This is a genomic window from Aquamicrobium ahrensii, assembly GCF_040545755.1.
In the GTDB taxonomy this organism is placed as follows: Bacteria; Pseudomonadota; Alphaproteobacteria; order Rhizobiales; family Rhizobiaceae; genus Mesorhizobium; species Mesorhizobium ahrensii.
The window spans coordinates 271,681-293,458 of the sequence record NZ_JBEPMN010000002.1; the positions used below are offsets into that span (position 1 = coordinate 271,681).

The following is a 21,778-nucleotide window of genomic DNA, read 5'->3' on the forward strand; positions in this document are numbered from 1 at the left end:
TAAAGTCAATCTGACGGTGCGACTTGTGGACGCTTCGCAACCCGAACTGCCGGTTTACGCCTTTCGGACGGTTGATCTGGCCAGGCTGCGGCGTTTAACTCACCGCATGGCGCGGGAAGTGGAACGCAAGTTTCTGGTGATGGACGGGGATTGGCGGGAAAGGGCGGAAGCCCGCATCGCCATCGTCCAGTTCTATCTGGCCATCACCGCAGAGCGCTCGGTGCGGGTGCGGATTTCCGATGGAAGCAAGGCGAGGCTGACGCTGAAATTCGGCAGCGACCTCAGCGCCCGTGACGAGTTCGAATACGATATCCCGCTGGCCGACGCCAGGGAGATGCGGGCGTTCGCGCTCGGCAAGATCATCGTCAAGACCCGCCACCATGTGCGCCATGGCGGTTATCTCTACGAGGTCGACGTGTTTTCCGGCGCGCATGAAGGTCTTGTCGTGGCCGAACTGGAAACGCCGGACAAGGTCGATGACGCCGCGCTGCCGGACTGGCTGGGGCGCGAGATCACCGGCGATATCCGCTATTCCAACGCCTCGCTGGCCCTGAACGGTTTTCCTCCCGTGGCGAGGTGAGGCGCAGTGCAGGTTCAGGCCACGGGTTCGGGCTCCGGCCTTGACTGGCGCACCTGTGCGCGGGCATGGGATTTCGCGGAGGCGACTGTAGCCCGGTAGTGAACCAGTGGCGGTTTGACGCCGTGCGCTGTCAGCAGCTTGCGCATCTGCGGCGACGCGCCGGCGATGTAGAACAGCACGCCTTGCTTCGCGGCCTTGTGCGCCACGCCTTCGAGCACGTTGGCCCCGGTCGAATCCACCAGCGGTATGCTGGAACAGTCGAGGATGAAGGTCTTGCGCTGGTCGGCGATGCGGTCCAGCACCGTCCCGACCGTGGAGGCCGCGCCGAAGAAGAAAGCGCCGGATATGCGATAGACGACGATGTCGGGATCGGTCACGGCGGCAGCGTCATAGGCCTCGCGCTCGCCATTGGCGGCGTCGGCAAGGTCCTCGGCCAGAAGCGACGCTTCCGCCTTGACCTCCACCGACTTGGCCATGCGGTCGATGAACAGCAGCGCGCCTAGCGCGAAGCCGACGACGATGCCGGTGGTGAGGTCGCGGAAGATCACCAGCCCGAAGGTGATGAGCAGCACGGCGGCGTCGCCGCGCGAGGAGCGGATGAGCGCCCGGAAGGCCGGCCGCTCGATCATGTTCCATGCCACGACCGCCAGCACGCCGGCCAATGCGGCCAGCGGAATGTAGCTGGCGAGCGGTGCGGCCAGCAGCATGAAGGCGAGCAGGAACACGGCGTGCAGCATGCCCGACACCGGGCCGTGCGCGCCGGCGCGTACATTGGTGGCCGTGCGGGCGATGGTGCCGGTCACGCAGATGCCGCCGAACAGGGCGGAGCCGATGTTGGCTGCGCCCTGCGCCACGAGTTCGCAGTTGGAGCGATGCCGGCGACCGGTCATGCCGTCGGCGACCACGGCCGAAAGCAGCGATTCGATAGCGCCGAGCAGCGTGAAGGCCACGGCGTCGGGAAGCACAGCCAGCATTTTTTCAGCGCTCATCGCCGGCAGGGTGGGGCTTGGCAGCATCGAAGGAATGCCGCCGAAGCGGGTGCCGATGGTTTCGACGTCGAGCCCGCTTGCCGCAAGCGAAGCCAGCGCCACGGCGATCAGCATGCCGGGCCATGACGGACGCCAGCGCTTCAGCCCGACGATCACCCCTATCGTCAGCGCCGCGATCGCCACCGCGCCCGCGTTGACGGTCGGCGTCGCCTTGAAAAGCGCCATCAGCTTGGGGATCAGGTCGCCCGGCTCCTTTTCGGCGAGGCTGAGACCGAAAAGATCGGTCAACTGGCTGGCGAAGATGATGACTGCGATACCGGCGGTGAAGCCGACCGTGACGGGGTAGGGGATGAATTTGATGTAGGTGCCGAGCCTGAGCCAGCCAGCGGCGGCCAGCATCACGCCCGACATCATGGTCGCCAGAATAAGGCCGTCGACGCCCTGGCGGTCGACGGTGGCGGCGACGAGCACGATAAAGGCCCCCGCCGGTCCGCCGATCTGAAAGCGGCTGCCGCCGAACATCGAGACCAGAAAGCCGCCGACAATGGCGGTGAACAGCCCCTTTTCCGGGTCGACGCCCGAGGCGATGGCGATCGCCATCGACAGCGGCAGGGCCACGATGGCGACGGTCAGCCCGGCGATCGCGTCGGCTTTGAACTGGGAAAAGCCATAGCCTTCCCGCAACACGGTCACCAGTTTTGGCGTGAAGAGGTCACGGAATGTCGGCTCCGTGGAGCCGGAACGCTGCCTCGACCTGCGGCGCTGTTTCATGGATCGGCCTTCGCTCGCTACACCCGAAGCCCGGCGAACCTCCTTCGCGAGGTCCTCGGGCCATGTTTGTCTGCTCGGGCATGATCTCGGCCGGAAACGCTTTCCACTTTCCCGGGATCATGCTCCCGGCGGCGGCGCTGTCGGCGTCACAACGATCGCCGGCCGCCGTCGCGACCTCCTTGCCGACCCGGAGAAGAGCCCGCCGCGCTACGTCTTGAGGCGAACGCCCCTTCCGCCGCGCTCGCTTGGCTGGTTGTCGCCGATCAGCTCCACCCCGGCCTCATCGAGCGCCTGGATGACCTTCATCAGCGTGTCCACCACGCCGCGCACCACGCCGTCGCTGGCTTCCATCCGCTGGATGGTCGGCAGCGAAACGCCGGCCCGCTCGGCGAGCGTCCTCTGGTCGATGCCGGCGAGTGCTCGCGCGGCGCGCATCTGCGCTGCTGTGATCACCGCCACAGTCTCCCTTCCGGATCTGCAATATACATATATGATACGTTCATTGTGATGTGTCAAACATCATTATGAATGTTTAAAGCTTGATTATTGGGTGGTGGCTGAGATTTGCCATTACGCAGCATCAGGCGGGCGGCCATCCACCAGACCATCGCCCAGGCGAACCCGGCGCACCAGCCGGCCATCACGTCCGAGGGCCAGTGAACGCCGAGATAGAGGCGTGAGACGCCGACCAGCAGCGAGATGAACACCGCCAGCGAAAGGATGTAGGCGCGTGTCGCGTGATTCTGCGTCGTCTGGCTGGCCAGCGCGCCGAGCGTCAGATAGACGAGCGCCGAGATCATCGCGTGGCCGCTGGGAAAGGAAAGCGAGCTTTCCTGCATCAGATGCGGCACCACCTCGGGGCGGGGCCGGTCGATGCCGGCCTTGAGCAGGGTCGACAGGATCTGGCCGCTGACCACGGCGGCGATGACGAACAGCCCGGTTGCCGGCCGCCGCGCGACGAAGAAATAGAGCGCGGTCGCCGCCGTGATGAGCGTCAGCACGGCGGCGCTGCCGAGGGCGGTGATATCGCGCACGACCTTGGGCAGCCATGCCGGGCCGATCGGCACATCGGGATGGCCTTCCACGCGAAAGAGCAGCAGGATATCGCTGTCCAGCGCATGAGGCGCGCGGTCGGTGGCGACCTCCGTCAGTTCGAGGAAACCCCACAGCCCGCCGGCGACGATGACGCCGGCCAGCAGCATGGGCAATTCGATCCGGCCGATGAGGGCTGTTATCGGCTTCATCCTGACCTTCTTCCTCGTCCGCATATTTCCTTGCCGGTTGTTTCCGAAGTGGATGCCGGCGGTCAAGCGGCGGGAGAAGAATAGGCTGTCATGTCCTCAGGCGATATCCGGTTCGGAAGATCCAGGCGATCACGGCCACGCAGATGAACAGGAACACCAGCGTCATGCCGAGGCTCAGGCCCAGCGACACGTCGGCCTTGCCGAAGAAGGCCCAGCGGAAGCCGCTGACGAGGTAGACCACCGGGTTGAACAGGGTGATCGTGCGCCACACGCCGGGCAGCATGTCGATCGAATAGAACGAGCCGCCGAGGAAGGTGAGCGGCGTGACGATCAGCAGCGGCACAAGCTGCAACTGCTCGAACGTGCCGGCCCAGATGCCGATGATGAAGCCGAACAGCGAGAACGTCACCGCCGTGAGGATGAGGAAAGCGAGCATCCAGAACGGATGTTCGATATGCAGCGGCACGAACAGCGCCGAGGTCGCCAGGATGATCAGCCCGATTGCCGCCGACTTGGTCGCCGCCGCGCCGACATAGGCGATGACGATCTCCAGATAGGAAACCGGAGCCGACAGAAGCTCGTAGATCGTGCCGACGAATTTCGGGAAATAGATGCCGAAGGATGCATTGGAGATCGATTGCGTGAGCAGCGACAACATGATCAGCCCCGGCACGATGAAAGCGCCGTAGCTGACCCCGTCGATCTGGTCGATTCGCGAGCCGATGGCGGCGCCGAAGACGACGAAATAGAGCGAGGTGGAGATGACCGGCGAGACCACGCTCTGCAGGAGCGTGCGCAGGGTGCGCGCCATTTCCACGCGGTAGATGGCCCAGATCGCATGCCGGTTCATGAGGCCTTCCTGACGAGATTGACGAAGATTTCTTCCAGTGAGCTGTTTTCGGTGTCGAGGTCGCGGAAAGCGACGCCTTCCGTCTCCAGGTCGCGCAGCAGCGAGGCGACGCCCGGCCGTTCGCTCTGGTTGTCGTAGGTGTAGGTGAGCGCACCGCCGTCCGGCGACAGTTCGAGCCCGTAGCCGCTCAGCGATTGCGGCACCGCTTCCAGCGGCGTGCGCAGTTCCAGCCGCAACTGCTTGCGGCCAAGCTTGCGCATCAGTTCTTCCTTGTTCTCCACCAGAACGATTTCGCCGCGGTTGATGACGCCGACGCGGTCGGCCATCTCCTCGGCCTCCTCGATATAGTGGGTGGTGAGAATGATGGTGACGCCGCTTTCACGCAATCGCCGCACCATCGCCCACATATCCTGGCGCAGTTCCACGTCCACCCCTGCCGACGGCTCGTCGAGGAACAGGATTTTCGGCTCGTGCGCCAGCGCCTTGCCGATCATCACCCGCCGCTTCATGCCGCCCGAAAGCGTGATGATCTTGGCGTCGCGCTTGTCCCACAACGACAGATCTTTCAGGATCTGCTCGATGAACTCCGGGTTGGCGGGCTTGCCGAACAGACCCCGGCTGAAGGTGAGGGCGGAGCGCACCGTCTCGAAGGATTCGACGGTCAGTTCCTGTGGCACCAGCCCGATGAGGGAGCGCGCCTTGCGATAGTCGCGATCGATGTCGTTCCCGTCCACGCTCACCGTGCCGGAGGAGCGGTTGACGATGCCGCACACAATGGAGATCAGCGTCGTCTTGCCGGCGCCGTTGGGGCCGAGCAGGGCGAAGATTTCACCGTGCCTGATGTCGAGGTCGACGGATTTAAGCGCGTTGAAGCCGCTGGCATAGATTTTCGATACGCCGGAAATGGCGATGGCTGGGTGCATGGAAACCGCTTGGGGCTGGAATGTTTTTTCCTTGTCGTCCGAATGTCGGTGTGCGGCCGGCAAAGTCAATGCGGCTGCTGACATTTCCCGACAGGAGGACGAAACAGCCCCGACGGGTCTTGTCTTTCCTGCCGCGATGCACACTTAGTTCATCAATGCACCGGCAGCGAAACGGAGGTTGACCGAATGAGCCGAAAGATCGTCCCGCTACTGTTCGCCACGGCGCTTGGCGTCGGCCTCGCCCCCGCCTCTGCGCAGGATGACGACCGGGCTCCGCCGCCAAATGCGATGAAGCTGTCCGAGATCGTCGCGAAGGTCGAGCAGCGCGACGGGTTTCGCTATATCGACGAGATCGAATGGGAACGCGGCCTTTATGAGGTGACCTACTACACCACCGACAAGGCCAAGGTCGAAATACGCTTCGATCCGCTCACCGGCGAGCCGAAATAGCACTTTCCTCGCCTGTTGCGGGCGGGAGCTGCGCGCTCCTGCTTGCCGAGGTGCGGTGCGCCTGATAAAGCCCGCGCCCATGAGCACACCCCTCGATCACATCCGCAACTTCTCCATCGTCGCCCATATCGACCATGGCAAGTCGACCCTCGCCGACCGTCTGATCCAGCTGACGGGCGGCATGGACGCGCGCGAAATGGCCGGCAAGGAGCAGGTTCTCGATAATATGGATATCGAGAAGGAGCGCGGCATCACCATCAAGGCGCAGACCGTGCGCCTGAAATACAAGGCCAGGAACGGCGAGGACTACGTCCTCAACCTTATCGACACGCCCGGTCACGTCGATTTCGCCTATGAGGTCTCGCGCAGCCTCTCGGCCTGCGAGGGCTCGCTTCTGGTCGTCGACGCCTCGCAGGGCGTCGAGGCGCAGACGCTCGCCAATGTCTATCAGGCCATCGACAACAATCACGAAATCGTCGTGGTGCTGAACAAGATCGACCTGCCGGCGGCCGAGCCCGAGCGCATCAAGGAGCAGGTCGAGGACGTCATCGGTCTCGACGCCTCCGAAGCGGTGATGATCTCGGCCAAGACCGGCATCGGCATCGAGGATGTGCTGGAGGCGATCGTCAATAAGCTGCCGCCGCCACGCGAGGGCGATGCCACGAAGCCGCTGAAGGCTATGCTGGTCGATAGCTGGTACGACGCCTATCTCGGCGTCATCGTCCTGGTGCGCGTCATCGACGGTGTGCTGAAGAAGGGGCAGACCATCCGCATGATGGGCACCGGCGCGCGCTATCCGGTGGAGCGCACCGGCATATTCACGCCCAAGATGGAGAATGTGGACGAGATCGGGCCGGGCGAATTCGGCTTCATCACCGCCTCGATCAAGGAAGTGGCGGACACCCGCGTCGGCGATACGATCACCGAGGACCGCCGCCCGACCGTCGAGGCCCTGCCGGGCTTCAAGCCGGCGCAGCCCGTCGTGTTCTGCGGCCTGTTTCCGGTCGATGCGGCCGACTTCGAGGATCTGCGCGCCGCCGTCGGCAGGCTGCGCCTCAACGACGCGTCGTTCTCCTACGAGATGGAAACCTCGGCCGCGCTGGGCTTCGGCTTCCGCTGCGGCTTCCTCGGCCTGTTGCATCTGGAGATTATCCAGGAGCGGCTGGAGCGCGAATTCGACCTCGACCTGATCGCGACCGCCCCGAGCGTCGTCTACCGCATGGTGATGAACAATGGCGAGGTGAAGGAGCTTCACAATCCGGCGGACATGCCGGATGTGGTCAAGATCGACCACATCGAGGAGCCGTGGATCCGCGCCACGATCCTGACGCCGGACGATTATCTCGGAGCCATTCTCAAGCTGTGCCAGGACCGCCGCGGCATCCAGGCCGATCTTTCCTATGTCGGCAAGCGCGCCATGCTGGTCTACGATCTCCCGCTCAACGAGGTGGTGTTCGACTTCTATGATCGTCTCAAGTCGATCTCCAAGGGCTACGCCTCCTTCGACTATCACCTGACCGACTACCGCGAGGGCGATCTGGTCAAGATGTCGATCCTCGTCAATGACGAACCGGTCGATGCGCTCTCCATGCTCGTCCACCGAAGCGCGGCCGAAAAGCGCGGCCGCGCCATGTGCGAGAAGCTGAAGGATCTGATCCCGCAACACATGTTCAAGATCCCGATCCAGGCGGCCATCGGCGGCCGGATCGTGGCGCGCGAAACCATCTCGGCCCTGCGCAAAGACGTCACCGCCAAGTGCTATGGCGGCGACGCCACCCGCAAGCGCAAGCTTCTGGAAAAGCAGAAGGAAGGCAAGAAGCGCATGCGGCAGTTCGGCAAGGTCGACATTCCGCAGGAAGCCTTCATCCAGGCGCTCAAGATGAGCGATTGACGCCTCGCCATGCGAGCGCTGGTCCAACGCGTGAGCGAAGCCCGCGTCACCGTCGATGGCAGGGTCGTCGGCGAGATCGGCCCCGGCTTGCTGGTGCTGGTCTGCGCCATGCAGGGCGATACGGACGCACAGTCGCAATGGCTGGCGCGAAAGGTGGTCAACCTGCGTATCTTCCGCGACGAGCAGGAGCGCATGAACCGCTCCGTGCTGGATATCGGTGGCTCCGCGCTGGTGGTCAGCCAGTTCACGCTGGCCGCCGAGACGAAGGGCAACCGCCCGGGCTTTTCCACCGCCGCCGCTCCCGACGATGGCAAGAGGCTTTATGAACACTTTTCTTCGGCTGTGGCCTCGTATGGCGTGCCCGTCGCCAACGGCGTCTTCGGAGCCGACATGAAGGTTGCGCTGGTCAATGACGGACCGGTGACGATCTGGCTGGACAGCGAACGCTGATCCGCGATCTGGCCGCATGCGCTCGTCTGACACAAAGCAATAGCCGCGCTGAACCAAGCGCATCATTGACCCCTCGCTCCGTTTCGTGGCAAAGCCGGACCCGACTATGCTGCACTGCCGCAACGTGCCTTTGAGTGGAGGTTTGGGAATGTCGGATCGCATCGAAATCGCCGGACTGCGCATCGCGCCTGTACTGCATGACTTCGTGGCCAACGAAGCTCTGGCAGGCAGCGGGATCGACGCGGAGAAATTCTGGGCCGGCGTTTCCGCGATCGCCCACGATCTTGCCCCGAAGAACCGCGCGCTGCTGGAAAAGCGCGAGGCCCTTCAGGCGAAGCTCGACCAGTGGTATCGCGACAATGGCGCACCGCATGATCTCGAAGCCTACAAGGCCTTTCTGGGCGAGATCGGTTATCTCGTGCCGGAAGGTCCCGATTTTCAGGTCACGACTGAAAATGTCGACCCCGAGATCGCCGCGGTCGCAGGTCCCCAACTGGTGGTTCCGGTGATGAACGCGCGCTATGCGCTCAACGCCGCAAATGCGCGCTGGGGCTCGCTCTACGATGCGCTCTACGGCACCGACGCGATTTCAGAGGCCGATGGCGCGGAAAAGGGCAGGGGCTACAACCCCAAGCGCGGCGAAAAGGTCATCGCCTGGGGCCGTAATTTCCTCGATGAGAGCGCGCCGTTGAAGAGCGGCTCCTGGGCCGACGCCGGTGCGCTTTCGGTTCGTGACGGCAAGCTCGTGGTGGGCGACACCGGTCTTGCCGATCCGGCGCAGTTCGCCGGCTATCGCGGCGAGGCTTCTGCCCCTTCGGCGGTGCTCCTGAAGAAGAACGGTCTGCATGTCGAGATCGTCGTCGACCGCGACAGCGTGATCGGCAAGGGTGACAAGGCCGGCATTTCCGATCTGGTTCTCGAAGCGGCGCTGACCACCATTCAGGATTGCGAGGACTCGGTCGCGGCCGTGGACGCCGACGACAAGGTCGTCGTCTATCGCAACTGGCTGGGCCTGATGAAGGGCGACCTCGCCGAGGAGATCGTCAAGGAAGGCCGCACCTTCACGCGCCGCCTGAACGGCGATCGCAGCTATACTGCTCCCGATGGCGGCGAACTGGCTCTGCCCGGCCGTTCCCTGATGCTGGTGCGCAATGTCGGTCACCTGATGACCAACCCGGCGATCCTGCTCAGGGACGGCTCGGAAATCCCCGAAGGGGTCATGGATGCGGCGATCACCGCGTTGATCGCGCTCAACGATGTCGGTCCGAACGGCCGCCGCGCCAACAGCCGCGCCGGCTCCATGTATGTGGTCAAGCCCAAGATGCACGGGCCGGAGGAAGTCGCCTTCGCCGTCGAGCTCTTCGATCGCGTCGAAGACCTGCTCGGCATGAAGCGCAACACCGTCAAGATGGGCATCATGGACGAGGAACGGCGCACCACCGTCAACCTCAAGGAATGCATCCGCGCCGCTTCCGCGCGCGTGGCCTTCATCAACACCGGCTTCCTCGACCGCACCGGCGACGAGATCCATGCCTCCATGGAAGCCGGTCCGATGATCCGCAAGGGCGACATGAAGCAGGCCGCCTGGATCGGGGCCTACGAGGCCTGGAACGTCGACACCGGCCTCCAGTGCGGCCTTTCCGGCCATGCCCAGATCGGCAAGGGCATGTGGGCGATGCCCGACCTGATGGCGGCCATGCTGGAACAGAAGATCGCCCACCCCAGGGCCGGCGCCAACACCGCCTGGGTGCCGTCGCCGACGGCGGCCACGCTCCACGCCACCCACTATCATCAGGTTGACGTTCACGCCGTGCAGGCCGAAATCCGCAATCGCCCCAAGGCGAAGCTGGACGATCTGCTGACCGTGCCGGTGGCGGCGCGCCCCAACTGGACGCCGCGGGACATCCAGCTCGAACTCGACAACAATGCGCAGGGCATCCTCGGCTATGTGGTGCGCTGGGTCGATCAGGGAGTCGGCTGCTCCAAGGTGCCGGACATCAACGATGTCGGCCTGATGGAAGACCGCGCGACGCTGCGCATCTCCTCGCAGCATATCGCCAACTGGCTGCACCACGGCGTGTGCAGCGAGCAGCAGGTGATGGAGACGATGAAGCGCATGGCCGCTGTCGTCGACCGCCAGAATACGGGCGATCCGCTTTACCGGCCGATGGCCCCCGGTTTCGACGGCTCCATCGCCTTCCAGGCCGCCTGCGATCTGGTGTTCGAGGGGCGCAAACAGCCGAGCGGTTACACCGAGCCGCTGCTTCACAAGCGTCGGCTTGAACTGAAGGCGAAGCTGGCGGGTTAAGAAAACCACACGGCCGTGCAACTGCGAAGCCTGCGGCCGTGCCCGGATATGCAACCGTGGAGGACACCAGTGACAAAGCTTACCCTTGCAGCCGCCAATACAATGATTGAGGCTGCCTTCAGGAAGGGTGCAGAGGCGGGTTTGAAGCCTCTTACGGTGGTGGTGCTGGATGCCGGCGGCCATCCGAAAGCGCTTCAGAAACAGGATGGCTCTTCCATGATGCGGTTTGAGATCGCGGCGGGAAAGGCTTTTGGAGCGCTGGCGGTGGGCATGGATTCGCGCTGGCTGGAGCAAACCGCGAAAGATCGCCCGCATTTCATCGAAGGCCTGAATTCCGTATCGCGCGGGCGCATCGTTCCCGTTCCGGGGGGCGTGCTGATCCGCGATGAAGCCGGTGATGTTCTGGGTGCGGTCGGCATTACGGGCGATACGTCCGACAATGACGAGATGTGCGCCATAGCAGGCGTCGAAACGGCAGGTTTCGTCGCTGGGCGATAATGGTCCGGCGCGCTTGTCTCATATGCGCGCGTCTTGTGGTGTCGCCGGACTTGCGCTAGCCCCTTTTCATGATGATCGTTCTCGCCATTGATTGTTCCGCCGGCCTGTGCGCCGCCTGCGTCTACGACGCCGGCGCTGGCGTGGAACAGGGCCGTGAGGTGCGCGATCTCGGCAAGGGGCACGCCGAACATCTGATGGCGGTCATCGACGCGGCGCTCAAGGAGGCTGGCAAGACATTTGCCGAACTCGACGCCATTGCGGTTTCCGTCGGCCCCGGCTCCTTCACCGGCGTGCGGGTGGGCGTCGCGACCGCGCGCGGTCTGGCGCTGGCGCTGAACATCCCGGCCATTGGCGTGACCACGCTGGAAGCGCTGGCGGCTGAAGCGTCGCGACAGTTCCCCGGCCGCCCGGTTCTTGCCGTCCTCGACGGCGGACGCGGCGAAATCCACGCAGCGCTTTACGATGAGGAGTTGAGGCCGCTGTTCGGCCCGGCCGCGGCTTCGCTGGAGGAGGCGTCGCGTCTCGCTGCGGAGACGAGCGCCGTTCTGGCCGGAACGGTTGCGGGGGCGGTGGCTGATTCGGTCGGGAGCACTTTCGATATCGCCCCGCCAAAGCCGACGGCCGATATCGCCGTCTATGCGCGCCTCGCCGCACGCAAGGGGCCCGGAGATAAACCGCGCCCCCTCTATTTGCGTGAAGCCGACGCCAGGCCCCAGGCCGGGTTCGTGCTGCCGCGAACCGGTTCGTAACGGGTGGGGGCGGGAGGAGACACTTCGCACATGCGAATACCGTTCATTTCATCGCTGCGGCGGGAATATGCGCTACAGCCCCTGTCGGTCGATGAAAGCGCGATCGCCGCCGCGCTTCATGCCGAAGGCTTCAGCCGACCGTGGACGGATGAGGAATTCGCATCCCTGCTTTCGCAGGATACGGTGTTCGGCTTCGCCGCGCGGGAAGTAGGCAAGGGCGCTCATGCGCCGGCAGGTTTCGTTCTGGCGCGGCTCGCGGCCGGCGAGGCCGAGATCCTGACCATCGTGGTTGCGCGCGCCCATCGCCGCTGCGGGCTCGGCTGGCAACTTATGGACGCCGTGCTGCGCCAGCTTCATGCCCAGCGCGCCGAGGCGCTGTTCCTGGAGGTGGACGAAACCAATCCGCCCGCCATTGCGCTCTATCGCCGGCTCGGTTTCCAGGAGGTGGGCAAGCGCCCGAACTACTATCAGTCGCCCGCCAAGGGCCAGACAGGGGCGCTCGTCATGCGCCGCGACCTCCGCTGACCGTCGGGAACCGGATGATCGCCAAGCTGAGGATCGTTCTGGCGCTGGCGTATGTCGCCGTGGCGACTCTGATCCTCGTGCCGCTGCAAGTGATCGCGATGAAAACCGGGCTCTGGCGTGAAACCGTGATCCTGAAAGTCTGGCATCGCGTCATTCTCGGGGCCTTGGGCATAAGGGTGCATGTCACGGGAAGCCCCGCGCAGCACCGGCCGTTGCTGATCGCCGCCAATCATGTTTCGTGGACCGATATTCCGGTGCTGGGAGCGATTGCCGATATTCGTTTCATCGCCAAGGCCGACATGCGGGGATGGCCGCTGGTGGGCTTTCTCTCCAGTCTTCAGCGCACCGTCTACATAGAGCGCGAACGGCGGCGCAAATCCGGCGACCAGGCCGGCGAGATCGCCGTGCGGCTGGTGAATGGCGAGGCCATGGTGCTGTTCGCCGAGGGTACGACCGGAGACGGCAACATGGTGCTGCCGTTCAAGAGCACGCTGTTCGGCGCCGCCACCATGGCGGTCGCGGAAGGCGCGGCGACCGAAGTCGCGATCCAGCCGGTCGCCATTGCCTATACGCGCCTGCACGGCATGCCGCTCGGCCGCCGCTTCCGGCCGCTGGCGAGCTGGATCGGCGATCAGGATCTTGCCTCTCACGCAAGGGCGCTTCTGGAAAGCGGCGCAATGGACGTGGAGGTGCGTTTCGGCGAGCCGGTGATCTTCAAGGCCGGCGACAACCGCAAGCAGGCGGCGCGGCTGGTGGAGGAGCGCGTGCGCGCGCAGTTTGCCGCAGCCTTGCGTCCGCCGGCGTGAGGGCAGCCAAAGCCATAGATTCAGCCCGGTTTTGCTGATAGAAGCCCGCCGATGGAACAGACGCCGACCCTTCCGACCGAAAAGGGCACGCCGAAGAAGGTCTTCGTCAAGACCTATGGCTGCCAGATGAACGTCTACGATTCCCAGCGCATGACCGATGCGCTGGCCGCCGATGGTTATGTAGCGACCGAGGCGATCGAGGACGCCGATCTGGTGCTGCTCAACACCTGCCACATTCGGGAAAGGGCGGCCGAGAAAGTCTATTCGGAGCTTGGCCGCATCCGCGACATGAAGGCCGAGCGTGAGATCAATGGCGGCGAATTGCTGATCGGCGTCACCGGCTGCGTGGCGCAGGCCGAGGGTGGCGAGATCATCCGTCGCTCTCCCTCCGTCGATCTGGTCGTCGGGCCGCAGACCTACCACCGCCTGCCGGATGTGCTGACCAGGGTGCGCAAGGGCGAGAAGGTCGTCGAGACGGAATACGCCATCGAGGATAAGTTCGAGCACTTGCCGAAGCTGCGCCGCGCCGAAGTGGCGAAGCGCGGCGTCACCGCCTTCCTCACCGTGCAGGAAGGCTGCGACAAATTCTGCACCTTCTGCGTGGTGCCCTATACGCGCGGGTCGGAAGTCTCGCGCCCGGTTTCCCAGATCGTGGCGGAAGCCGAGCGGCTGGCCGATGCCGGCGTGCGCGAGGTCACCTTGCTCGGCCAGAACGTCAACGCCTGGCATGGCGAAGGGCCGGACGGCTCCGAATGGGGGCTTGGCCGCCTGCTGTTCAGGCTGGCCGAAATTCCCGGCCTTGCCCGCCTGCGCTACACCACCAGTCATCCGCGTGACATGGATGACGATCTGATCGCCGCGCATCGTGATCTCGGGGCGCTGATGCCATATCTGCATCTGCCGGTGCAGTCCGGCTCCGACCGCATCCTGAAGGCGATGAACCGACGCCACACCAGCGCCGATTATCTGCGCCTCATCGAGCGCATCCGCACCGCCCGCGCGGACATCGCCATGTCGGGCGACTTCATCGTCGGCTTTCCCGGCGAAACCGAGGCGGACTTCCAGGATACGCTGAAGATCGTGCGCGAGGTTTCCTACGCCTCGGCCTTCTCGTTCAAATATTCGCCCCGCCCGGGCACGCCGGGCGCGGAAATGGACGGCCATGTCGACGAGCCGGTCAAGGATGAACGCTTGCAGCGGCTTCAGGCGCTGCTGGCCACCCAGCAGCAGGCCTTCACCACATCCATGATCGGCCGCACCATGTCGACGCTGATCGAGAAACCTGGCCGTCAGCCGGGACAGAAGGTCGGCCGCTCTCCATGGCTGCAGCCGGTTATTGTTGATGAAAAGGTCGCCGAAATCGGTGACATTATTGACGTGCGAATCACGAAAACTGGCTTCAACAGCCTGTTCGCCGAACCGGTCTGATCGCGGATGACCCGTATGATCCGGCCCTGGCAGATCTGGAGAGACGGTTGAGCGCAACCGACCTGACGAATACGAGCCCGGACGGCCTGCCCGACAACAGCCCGGCCGCCAATGCCCCGTCCGGGGCCTCTGACATGGCTCACATCGTGCTCACCTTCGACAACAACAAGCTTGCCGGCGCGCTTTACGGCCAGTTCGACGAGAATCTGGCGCGGCTGGAGCAGAAGCTCGGCGTCGATATCCGCTCGCGCGGCAACCAGCTCACCATTCGCGGTTCCGCGGTGGCGGCCGAGCAGGCGCGCCGGGCGCTCGATAGCCTCTATGACATTCTCCAGAAGGGCGTCGACATCAGCCAGTCCGATGTCGATGGGGCGGTGCGCATGGCTGTCGCGGCTGACGACCAGCTCGTCCTGCCCACCATGGAGCGCAAGGGCAAGGTGTCCGCCGCGCAGATTTCCACCCGCAAGAAGACCATCTACGCCCGCTCGTTCAACCAGGACGCCTATATGCGGGCGCTGGAGCGGTCCGAACTGGTGTTTGGCGTCGGCCCCGCCGGCACCGGCAAGACCTATCTTGCGGTGGCGCACGCCGCCATGCTGCTCGAACGCGGCATGGTCGAGCGCATCATCCTGTCGCGGCCGGCGGTGGAGGCGGGCGAACGGCTGGGCTTCCTGCCGGGCGACATGAAGGAGAAGGTCGATCCCTATCTGCGTCCCCTTTATGATGCGCTTTACGACATGATGCCGGGCGACAAGGTGGAGAGGGCGATCGGGGCGGGCGTCATCGAGATCGCGCCGCTGGCCTTCATGCGCGGCCGCACGCTTTCGCACGCCGCCGTGATCCTCGACGAAGCGCAGAACACCACTTCCATGCAGATGAAGATGTTCCTGACGCGTCTCGGTGAAAACTCGCGCATGATCGTTACCGGTGACCCGACGCAGATCGACCTGCCGCCTAACACCAGGTCGGGCCTTGTCGAGGCGCTGCGGGTTCTGGACGGCGTGACCGGCATCGTCACCGTACGCTTCAACGACGTCGATGTCGTGCGCCATCCGCTGGTGGCCGAGATCGTCAGGGCCTATGACCGCGACGGCAAGGTCGCGCGCGGGCTGGAAGGCTGACGGTCCGACCCATGTCCGAAATCATTCGTGATCCGGCGGCGTCCGCGCCGTTACCCGTCGAGATCGACCTTCTTGTCGAAGCCGGCGAATGGCCGCCAGAGAACGAGCTTCTGCGTCTGGTGCAGCGGGCCGTGGGGGCGGCTCTGGCCGAACTGCAACTCGACTGGACGCAAAGCAGCGAACTCAGCATCGTCTTTTGCGACGACGCCCGCATCCGCGAACTGAACGCCGGCTGGCGGGGCAAGGACAAACCCACCAACGTGCTTTCCTTCCCCGCTTTTGAGTTCGGGCAGGACGAGCAACCACCCATGCTGGGCGACATCGTGCTGGCGGCGGAGACGGTTGCGCGAGAGGCGGAGCTGGAAGCAAAGCCGCTGGAGCACCATATCACCCATCTGCTTGTTCATGGATTTCTGCATCTTCTGGGGTACGATCACGAGACCGACGAAGAGGCCGAGCACATGGAAGCAGTGGAACGCCGGGCGCTGGCAAGGCTTGCCATTCCCGATCCCTATGCATAATTACTCTGAAAACCCGACCGGACGACGATGAACGAAACGCCAAATACTGCCCAGAACAATGAGGCAGGCATTTCCCGGGATATTCCCGGGAATTCCGACGAGGAACCCGGTCCGAGTAGCGCGACCGGCGCCCAGCCTGCCGAGGTTGCACCTGCCGGACCTGGACTTGTCCAAAAACTGATCTCGCTGTTCAGGCCGCGAAACGGCACCAATCTGCGTGAGGAAATTGTCGACGCGCTTGCCGAGACAGGCGCCGGCGCCGAAGGCTTTGCGCCCGGCGAGCGGGCGATGCTCAACAACATCCTGCGGCTGCGCGAGGTGCGCGTCGAGGACGTGATGGTCCCGCGCGCCGATATCGAGGCGGTCGAGATTGGCACCGCGCTCGCCGATCTCCTGGTCGTGTTCGAGCAGTCCGGCCATTCGCGCATGCCCGTCTATTCCGAGACGCTGGATGACCCGCGCGGCATGGTCCATATCCGCGACCTGCTGGGCTACATCACGCGCGGCGCCCGCGGCAAGAAGCGCCGCACCACCCGCAAGCAGCCGCTGGGCGAGCAACTCGATCTCTCCCAGGTGGATCTCACGCGCACCATCGGTGAGCTCAACCTCATGCGTCCGGTGCTGTTCGTGCCGCCATCCATGCTGGCGTCAGACCTCATGGGCCGCATGCAGGCGGCGCGCATCCAGATGGCGCTGGTCATCGACGAATATGGCGGCACCGACGGTCTGGCCTCGCTGGAGGACATCGTCGAGATGGTGGTGGGCGACATCGAGGATGAGCACGACGATGAAGAGGCGCTGATCACCAAGGCGGGGGACGGTGTGTTCATCGTCGACGGCAAGGCCGAGATCGAGGATGCGCAGGCCATGATCGGCAAGGACTTCGCGCCCGGCGAGCACGGCGAATCCGTCGACACCATCGGCGGCATGATCTTCAATACGCTGGGCCGCGTGCCCGCGCGTGGCGAGGTCGTGCAAGCCATACCCGGCTTCGAGTTCCATGTGCTGGACGCCGATCCGCGGCGCGTCAAACGCGTGCGTATTGTGCAGCTTTCCAAGGGCGATCGCCGCAAGCGCGCAGCGCGCGCGGAGCAGGCCTGAGGGGCGATCGCGACGCATTCATGCCCGGACAGCGCCAACGGCGGGTGGCGGCCGCTGACGAGATTGCGCAGCCGATGGCCGTCTTCAGCACCATCAGCCCGACAGCGTCGGACGTGACATCACAAATGCCCTTCTGCTGGAGGTTGTCAGGCCGGGGGTTTTCGCAGTGCGCCGGGGAGCGGTTGAGGGGCGGCGCGGTTCCTGCGCGGGGTGGTCTCTGCTAGGTTTGCCTGTGATTCGCGTTGATCGGAAGGTCTCATGCAACGCCTTGCCGGCCGGATAGTGCTGCTCTGGGGATGGCGGCGGGCGCTGGTCGCCTTCCTTGCCGGCATGCTCGCCGTTCTGGGGCAGGCCCCTTACGATTTTTCGGCGGCCTGCTTCATATCCTTCCCCGTGCTCGTCTGGCTGCTCGACGGCACCACCGGCGATGGTTCCGCAAGCCGTCTCGGGCGGCTGAAGCCTGCATTCGTGGTCGGCTGGTGGTTTGGTTTCGGCTATTTCCTCGGCGGCCTGTGGTGGATTGGAACCGCGCTTCTGGTGGAAGCGGAGAGCTTCGCCTGGGCGTTGCCGTTCGCCATGGTCGGCATTCCGCTGCTGCTGGCCTTTTTCTACGGATTTGCGGCGGCGGTGGCCCGTGCGATGTGGAGCAGCGGCATCGGCCGCATCGCCGCGCTTGCGGTGGGGTTCGCCCTTGCCGAATGGCTGCGCGGCTTCATCTTCACCGGCTTTCCGTGGAACGCCATCGGCTATGCGGCGATGCCGGTGACGATGCTGATGCAAAGCGTCTCCGTCGTCGGCATGGATGGCATGAACGCGCTCGCCGTGTTCGTCTTCGCGCTGCCGGCCCTCCTCATCGACAATTCGGGGCGGCGGGCAGGCGCGGCGTTTCTTGCCGGTCTGCTGATCGCGCATGCCGGCTTTGGTTATTATCGGCTTACGAAGGCGGTGCCGGATACCGATGGCCATATCAGCGTCCGCATTGTCCAGCCCAATATCGATCTGAGCGAAAAATGGGACAAGGATGTGCGTGATCGCATCTTCGCGTCGCTGCTCGATCTTTCATCGCGTTCGCCCGCCGATGGGGGGGAGCGGCCGCAACTCATCCTGTGGCCGGAAACGTCGGTGCCGTTCCTGTTCACCGACCGCCCCGATGCGCTGACGGCGATCGGAGAGATGTTGGAGGACGGCCAGCTGCTGCTCGCCGGCATCGTTCGTGAGGAAGCGGCTTCCGGGCCGGGAACCCGCACGCGCTATTACAACTCCGTCGTCGCCATCAATGATCGCGGCGAGATCGTTGACGCGGTCGACAAGGTGCATCTGGTCCCGTTCGGAGAATACATACCCTTCGCCGAGCTGTTCGCGGCGTTCGGCGTGGAGCAACTGGTCGCCGGCCCGATGAATTTCGACGCCGGCAGCCAGCGCAAGAATATCGAGCTTCCCGGTGGCGCGAAGGCGGCGCCCTTCATCTGCTATGAAGTCATATTTCCCGGACTGGTCGCTCGTGATTCCGCCGCCGCACAGGTCATGATCAACGTGACCAATGATGCGTGGTTCGGAAACACAGCCGGCCCTTACCAGCATTTCCGACAGGCGCAGATACGCAGCGTGGAAAACGGCTTGCCGTTGCTGAGGGCGGCGAACACCGGCATTTCGGGCGTCGTCGAACAGCACGGCGTCGTGGTCGATGCGCTGGCTGTGAATGCACAGGGCGTAATCGACGCCCGCCTGCCGGTTTACCTGGCGGAAACCATAAATCACGACCAACGTCGCATAATTGGCGTAATCGTGGTGCTGCTTCTTGTGACAGCCGCACTTGTCGTGAATGTAAGGCAGAGCCTACGATCGAATTGACAGCTCGTATATTAGAATTTCATATTGTATGGAATTACCGATTTCGTAGTAAGCGTTAGAACCATTCGGGCCTCGTGCAGGCCGGTGCGATAAGGCGTATATTCAAGAGAAAGCCGGAGGAATTCGGCGAGGAACGAATGGCGGAACAGAACAAAAAGAAGCCTAATCCGATTGACGCGCATGTAGGCGGTCGCATTCGCATGCGCAGGAACATGCTTGGCATGAGCCAGGAAAAACTGGGCGAGAGTCTTGGCATCACTTTCCAGCAGATCCAGAAATACGAGAAGGGCACCAACCGCGTTGGCGCCAGCCGTTTGCAGGCCATCGCCTCCATAATGGAGGTGTCCCCCGCGTTTTTTTTCGAGAACGCCCCCACCGACGAGCACACGCCCGTTGGGGGATTGTCCGAGGACTCTTCCATGACCTCGGTGATGGAGTTCTGTTCCAGTGCTGAAGGCATCCAGCTCAATCGCGCCTTCGTCAAGATCGGCGACCCCAAGGTTCGCCGCCGCATTCTGGAACTCGTCAAATCTCTTTCAGACGACAAGAGCGATCAATAAATTTCTCTTCCTGGCTTCGCCGGGGAAAGTCCTTTCCCTGACGCCTCCCCACAGCTTGACGACTCGCGGGCTGCCCCGCTAACACGTTGCGCGCCATATCGACGCAACGCCGGTGCAAACTTTCCGGCATTTCCAGAGGGGACATCCCGTGAGCCGTCTGAACTATCTTTTCACCTCGGAATCCGTGTCCGAGGGGCATCCCGACAAGGTCTGCGACCGCATATCCGATGAAATCGTCGACCTCGTTTATCGGGAGGCGAAAAAGAGCGGTATGGACCCCTGGAAGGTGCGCGTCGCCTGCGAGACGCTGGCCACCACCAACCGGGTCGTCATCGCCGGTGAGGTGCGCGTTCCGGACTCGCTGCTGAAGAAGGACAAGGACGGCAATATCCTCAAGGACGCCTCCGGCCACGCCGTCATCAATCCCTCGAAGATTCGCGCCGCCGCCCGCAAGGCGATCAGGGCCATCGGCTACGAGCAGGACGGGTTCCACTGGAAGACGGCCAGGATCGACGTGTTGCTGCACGGCCAGTCGCCTGACATCGGGCAGGGCGTGGACAACGCCGCCGACCGCCAGGGCGAGGAAGGCGCGGGCGATCAGGGCATCATGTTCGGCTATGCCTGCCGCGAGACGCCGGATCTGATGCCGGCTCCGATCTACTACAGCCACAAGATTCTCGAACTGCTGGCCGCCGCCCGCCACAAGGGCGAGGGCGATGTCGGCAAGCTCGGTCCCGACGCCAAGAGCCAGGTCACCGTCCGCTATGAGGACGGCAAGGCCGCGGAAGTCACCCAGATCGTCCTTTCCACACAGCATCTCGACGAAAGCTGGGATTCAAGGAAGGTTCGTCAGGTCGTGGAGCCATATATCCGCGAGGCGCTGGGCGATCTGAAGATCGCCCAGGACTGCAACTGGTACATCAACCCGACCGGCAAGTTCGTCATTGGCGGTCCGGACGGCGACGCCGGCCTCACCGGGCGCAAGATCATCGTCGACACCTATGGCGGCGCGGCCCCCCATGGCGGGGGCGCGTTCTCCGGCAAGGACACCACCAAGGTCGACCGCTCGGCGGCTTACGCGGCGCGCTATCTTGCCAAGAACGTGGTGGCTGCGAAGCTCGCCGAGCGCTGCACCATCCAGCTTTCCTACGCCATCGGCGTCGCCCAGCCATTGTCGGTCTATGTGGACCTGCACGGCACCGGCAAGGTCGAGGAAGCGGTTCTGGAGGAGGCGCTGCGCAAGGTCATGGACCTGTCGCCGAGCGGCATCCGCCGTCATCTCGACCTCAACAAGCCGATTTATGCAAAGACGTCCGCCTATGGCCATTTTGGCCGCAAGCCCGGCCGTGACGGTTCGTTCTCGTGGGAGAAGACCGATCTGGCGAAGGCGCTCAAGGAAGCCGTCGCCGGCTGAGCGAGGTGGTTGAAGCCATGTCCCCGCAGGAAACGAGACCCGGCCGCGCCAGCGAGGCCTTTTTCGGTCGTCGCAAGGGCAAGCCCTTGCGCTCCGGCCAGACGGAGGCGCTCGCTTCCGGGCTTGAAACGCTGGGGCTCGACCTGTCGAGCCCCGCACCGGACGATTTGCGCCGGCTGTTTGCCGCCAGGGTGACAGGCGTGCGGCTGGAGATCGGCTTCGGCGGCGGCGAACATCTGCTGCACGAGGCGGCGACGCATCCCGATACCGGTTTCATCGGGGTGGAGCCCTTCGTCAACGGCATGGCCAAGATGACGGCTGCGCTGGAGCGTCAGCCGCTCGACAACATCCGCCTGTTCAATGAGGACGCCACGCTGCTGCTCGATTGGCTGCCTGCGGCTTCGCTCGACGGCATCGATCTCTTCTATCCCGATCCCTGGCCGAAGAAACGGCACTGGAAGCGGCGTTTCGTCAATGCGGTCAATCTCGACCGTTTCGCCCGTGCGCTGAAGCCCGGCGGGCGTTTCCGTTTCGCCTCCGACATCGACACCTATGTCAACTGGACCCTGCTGCACTGCCGGGCGCATCCTGCCTTCGAGTGGCGGGCCGGCGAGGCGGCGGACTGGCATACGCCCTATGAGGGCTGGCCCGGCACGCGCTATGAGGCGAAGGCCCTGCGCGAAGGCCGCTCTCCCGCCTACCTGACCTTCCTCCGCTCCTGAAATCCTCGCTGTTTTTTCCGCATCGC

22 protein-coding genes are annotated in these 21,778 nt (G+C 64.0%); 17 read left to right on the plus strand and 5 right to left on the minus strand.

Features of this window, described 5'->3' with window-relative positions:
- Positions 1–106: 106 nt before the first annotated feature.
- Positions 107–580 carry a CYTH domain-containing protein gene (locus ABID44_RS04165; protein WP_354150586.1) on the plus strand — a complete coding sequence of 158 codons (474 nt, stop codon included), beginning with the start codon at positions 107–109 and terminating at the stop codon, positions 578–580.
- Between the two features lie 14 nt (positions 581–594).
- Here the strand turns inward: ABID44_RS04165 and ABID44_RS04170 are convergent, their stop codons facing one another.
- The 5 genes from ABID44_RS04170 to ABID44_RS04190 all read right to left on the minus strand — a co-directional run bounded on the left by ABID44_RS04170 (position 595) and on the right by ABID44_RS04190 (position 5,357).
- Positions 595–2,340, minus strand: a complete 1,746-nt coding sequence (locus tag ABID44_RS04170) for a SulP family inorganic anion transporter (RefSeq protein ID WP_354150420.1) — start codon at positions 2,338–2,340, stop codon at positions 595–597.
- A 207-nt stretch (positions 2,341–2,547) separates the two neighbouring features.
- The gene (locus ABID44_RS04175) at positions 2,548–2,793 is read right to left on the minus strand and encodes a helix-turn-helix domain-containing protein (RefSeq protein ID WP_354150421.1); all 246 of its coding nucleotides are present in this window, start codon (positions 2,791–2,793) and stop codon (positions 2,548–2,550) included.
- A 59-nt stretch (positions 2,794–2,852) separates the two neighbouring features.
- A complete protein-coding gene (locus tag ABID44_RS04180) occupies positions 2,853–3,584 on the minus strand; it encodes a phosphatase PAP2 family protein (RefSeq protein WP_354150422.1) in 732 nt (243 codons plus the stop codon).
- Between the two features lie 88 nt (positions 3,585–3,672).
- Positions 3,673–4,434 (minus strand): ABC transporter permease, encoded by a 762-nt coding sequence (locus ABID44_RS04185; RefSeq protein ID WP_354150423.1) that lies wholly within the window; start codon positions 4,432–4,434, stop codon positions 3,673–3,675.
- On the minus strand, positions 4,431–5,357 hold the full coding sequence (locus tag ABID44_RS04190; RefSeq protein ID WP_354150424.1) for an ABC transporter ATP-binding protein: 927 nt from the start codon (positions 5,355–5,357) through the stop codon (positions 4,431–4,433). Before ABID44_RS04190 ends, ABID44_RS04185 begins: the two co-directional genes overlap by 4 nt.
- 186 nt (positions 5,358–5,543) lie before the next feature.
- On the opposite strand from ABID44_RS04190, the gene ABID44_RS04195 reads away from it, so the two are divergent.
- From ABID44_RS04195 to trmB, 16 genes are all read left to right on the plus strand, one after another.
- The gene (locus ABID44_RS04195; RefSeq protein ID WP_354150425.1) at positions 5,544–5,807 is read left to right on the plus strand and encodes a PepSY domain-containing protein; all 264 of its coding nucleotides are present in this window, start codon (positions 5,544–5,546) and stop codon (positions 5,805–5,807) included.
- Between the two features lie 79 nt (positions 5,808–5,886).
- Positions 5,887–7,698, plus strand: a complete 1,812-nt coding sequence (lepA, locus tag ABID44_RS04200; protein ID WP_354150426.1) for a translation elongation factor 4 — start codon at positions 5,887–5,889, stop codon at positions 7,696–7,698.
- Positions 7,699–7,707: 9 nt separating this feature from the next.
- Positions 7,708–8,148, plus strand: a complete 441-nt coding sequence (dtd, locus tag ABID44_RS04205; RefSeq protein WP_354150427.1) for a D-aminoacyl-tRNA deacylase — start codon at positions 7,708–7,710, stop codon at positions 8,146–8,148.
- A gap of 148 nt (positions 8,149–8,296) precedes the next feature.
- Positions 8,297–10,456: a malate synthase G gene (locus ABID44_RS04210; RefSeq protein WP_354150428.1), complete on the plus strand. Its 2,160-nt coding sequence runs from the start codon at positions 8,297–8,299 to the stop codon at positions 10,454–10,456.
- Between the two features lie 69 nt (positions 10,457–10,525).
- Complete coding sequence (locus ABID44_RS04215; protein WP_354150429.1) at positions 10,526–10,954, plus strand: GlcG/HbpS family heme-binding protein; 429 nt, start codon at positions 10,526–10,528, stop codon at positions 10,952–10,954.
- A 71-nt stretch (positions 10,955–11,025) separates the two neighbouring features.
- A complete protein-coding gene (gene tsaB, locus ABID44_RS04220; RefSeq protein ID WP_354150587.1) occupies positions 11,026–11,703 on the plus strand; it encodes a tRNA (adenosine(37)-N6)-threonylcarbamoyltransferase complex dimerization subunit type 1 TsaB in 678 nt (225 codons plus the stop codon).
- Positions 11,704–11,733: 30 nt separating this feature from the next.
- A complete protein-coding gene (locus tag ABID44_RS04225; protein ID WP_354150430.1) occupies positions 11,734–12,228 on the plus strand; it encodes a GNAT family N-acetyltransferase in 495 nt (164 codons plus the stop codon).
- Positions 12,229–12,242: 14 nt separating this feature from the next.
- Positions 12,243–13,034, plus strand: coding sequence for a lyso-ornithine lipid O-acyltransferase (olsA, locus tag ABID44_RS04230; RefSeq protein ID WP_354150431.1), 792 nt, complete (start codon positions 12,243–12,245; stop codon positions 13,032–13,034).
- A 51-nt stretch (positions 13,035–13,085) separates the two neighbouring features.
- Positions 13,086–14,462 (plus strand): tRNA (N6-isopentenyl adenosine(37)-C2)-methylthiotransferase MiaB, encoded by a 1,377-nt coding sequence (miaB, locus tag ABID44_RS04235; protein WP_354150432.1) that lies wholly within the window; start codon positions 13,086–13,088, stop codon positions 14,460–14,462.
- A gap of 134 nt (positions 14,463–14,596) precedes the next feature.
- The gene (locus tag ABID44_RS04240) at positions 14,597–15,583 is read left to right on the plus strand and encodes a PhoH family protein (protein WP_354150588.1); all 987 of its coding nucleotides are present in this window, start codon (positions 14,597–14,599) and stop codon (positions 15,581–15,583) included.
- A gap of 11 nt (positions 15,584–15,594) precedes the next feature.
- A complete protein-coding gene (gene ybeY / locus ABID44_RS04245; protein WP_354150433.1) occupies positions 15,595–16,104 on the plus strand; it encodes an rRNA maturation RNase YbeY in 510 nt (169 codons plus the stop codon).
- A 27-nt stretch (positions 16,105–16,131) separates the two neighbouring features.
- On the plus strand, positions 16,132–17,205 hold the full coding sequence (locus tag ABID44_RS04250) for a hemolysin family protein (RefSeq protein ID WP_354150434.1): 1,074 nt from the start codon (positions 16,132–16,134) through the stop codon (positions 17,203–17,205).
- Positions 17,206–17,463: 258 nt separating this feature from the next.
- Positions 17,464–19,056 (plus strand): apolipoprotein N-acyltransferase, encoded by a 1,593-nt coding sequence (lnt, locus tag ABID44_RS04255; protein ID WP_354150435.1) that lies wholly within the window; start codon positions 17,464–17,466, stop codon positions 19,054–19,056.
- A 137-nt stretch (positions 19,057–19,193) separates the two neighbouring features.
- Positions 19,194–19,616 (plus strand): helix-turn-helix domain-containing protein, encoded by a 423-nt coding sequence (locus tag ABID44_RS04260; RefSeq protein ID WP_354150436.1) that lies wholly within the window; start codon positions 19,194–19,196, stop codon positions 19,614–19,616.
- Positions 19,617–19,764: 148 nt separating this feature from the next.
- Positions 19,765–21,030 (plus strand): methionine adenosyltransferase, encoded by a 1,266-nt coding sequence (metK, locus tag ABID44_RS04265; RefSeq protein WP_354150437.1) that lies wholly within the window; start codon positions 19,765–19,767, stop codon positions 21,028–21,030.
- A gap of 17 nt (positions 21,031–21,047) precedes the next feature.
- Positions 21,048–21,752: a tRNA (guanine(46)-N(7))-methyltransferase TrmB gene (gene trmB, locus ABID44_RS04270; protein WP_354150438.1), complete on the plus strand. Its 705-nt coding sequence runs from the start codon at positions 21,048–21,050 to the stop codon at positions 21,750–21,752.
- Positions 21,753–21,778 lie beyond the last annotated feature (26 nt).

Bases quoted from the DNA above. Each gene is read 5' to 3' on its own strand.
- ABID44_RS04250 (WP_354150434.1), top strand. From the start codon at position 16,132: ATGAACGAAACGCCAAATACTGCCCAGAACAATGAGGCAGGCATTTCC.
- miaB (WP_354150432.1), top strand. From the start codon at position 13,086: ATGGAACAGACGCCGACCCTTCCGACCGAAAAGGGCACGCCGAAGAAG.
- ABID44_RS04225 (WP_354150430.1), top strand. From the start codon at position 11,734: ATGCGAATACCGTTCATTTCATCGCTGCGGCGGGAATATGCGCTACAG.
- ABID44_RS04195 (WP_354150425.1), top strand. From the start codon at position 5,544: ATGAGCCGAAAGATCGTCCCGCTACTGTTCGCCACGGCGCTTGGCGTC.
- ABID44_RS04210 (WP_354150428.1), top strand. From the start codon at position 8,297: ATGTCGGATCGCATCGAAATCGCCGGACTGCGCATCGCGCCTGTACTG.
- ABID44_RS04165 (WP_354150586.1), top strand. From the start codon at position 107: ATGGCGCGGGAAGTGGAACGCAAGTTTCTGGTGATGGACGGGGATTGG.
- ABID44_RS04170 (WP_354150420.1), bottom strand. From the start codon at position 2,340: ATGAAACAGCGCCGCAGGTCGAGGCAGCGTTCCGGCTCCACGGAGCCG.
- lepA (WP_354150426.1), top strand. From the start codon at position 5,887: ATGAGCACACCCCTCGATCACATCCGCAACTTCTCCATCGTCGCCCAT.
- tsaB (WP_354150587.1), top strand. From the start codon at position 11,026: ATGATCGTTCTCGCCATTGATTGTTCCGCCGGCCTGTGCGCCGCCTGC.
- olsA (WP_354150431.1), top strand. From the start codon at position 12,243: ATGATCGCCAAGCTGAGGATCGTTCTGGCGCTGGCGTATGTCGCCGTG.
- ABID44_RS04240 (WP_354150588.1), top strand. From the start codon at position 14,597: ATGGCTCACATCGTGCTCACCTTCGACAACAACAAGCTTGCCGGCGCG.
- ABID44_RS04180 (WP_354150422.1), bottom strand. From the start codon at position 3,584: ATGAAGCCGATAACAGCCCTCATCGGCCGGATCGAATTGCCCATGCTG.
- lnt (WP_354150435.1), top strand. From the start codon at position 17,464: ATGCAACGCCTTGCCGGCCGGATAGTGCTGCTCTGGGGATGGCGGCGG.
- dtd (WP_354150427.1), top strand. From the start codon at position 7,708: ATGCGAGCGCTGGTCCAACGCGTGAGCGAAGCCCGCGTCACCGTCGAT.
- ybeY (WP_354150433.1), top strand. From the start codon at position 15,595: ATGTCCGAAATCATTCGTGATCCGGCGGCGTCCGCGCCGTTACCCGTC.
- trmB (WP_354150438.1), top strand. From the start codon at position 21,048: ATGTCCCCGCAGGAAACGAGACCCGGCCGCGCCAGCGAGGCCTTTTTC.
- ABID44_RS04190 (WP_354150424.1), bottom strand. From the start codon at position 5,357: ATGCACCCAGCCATCGCCATTTCCGGCGTATCGAAAATCTATGCCAGC.
- ABID44_RS04185 (WP_354150423.1), bottom strand. From the start codon at position 4,434: ATGAACCGGCATGCGATCTGGGCCATCTACCGCGTGGAAATGGCGCGC.
- ABID44_RS04260 (WP_354150436.1), top strand. From the start codon at position 19,194: ATGGCGGAACAGAACAAAAAGAAGCCTAATCCGATTGACGCGCATGTA.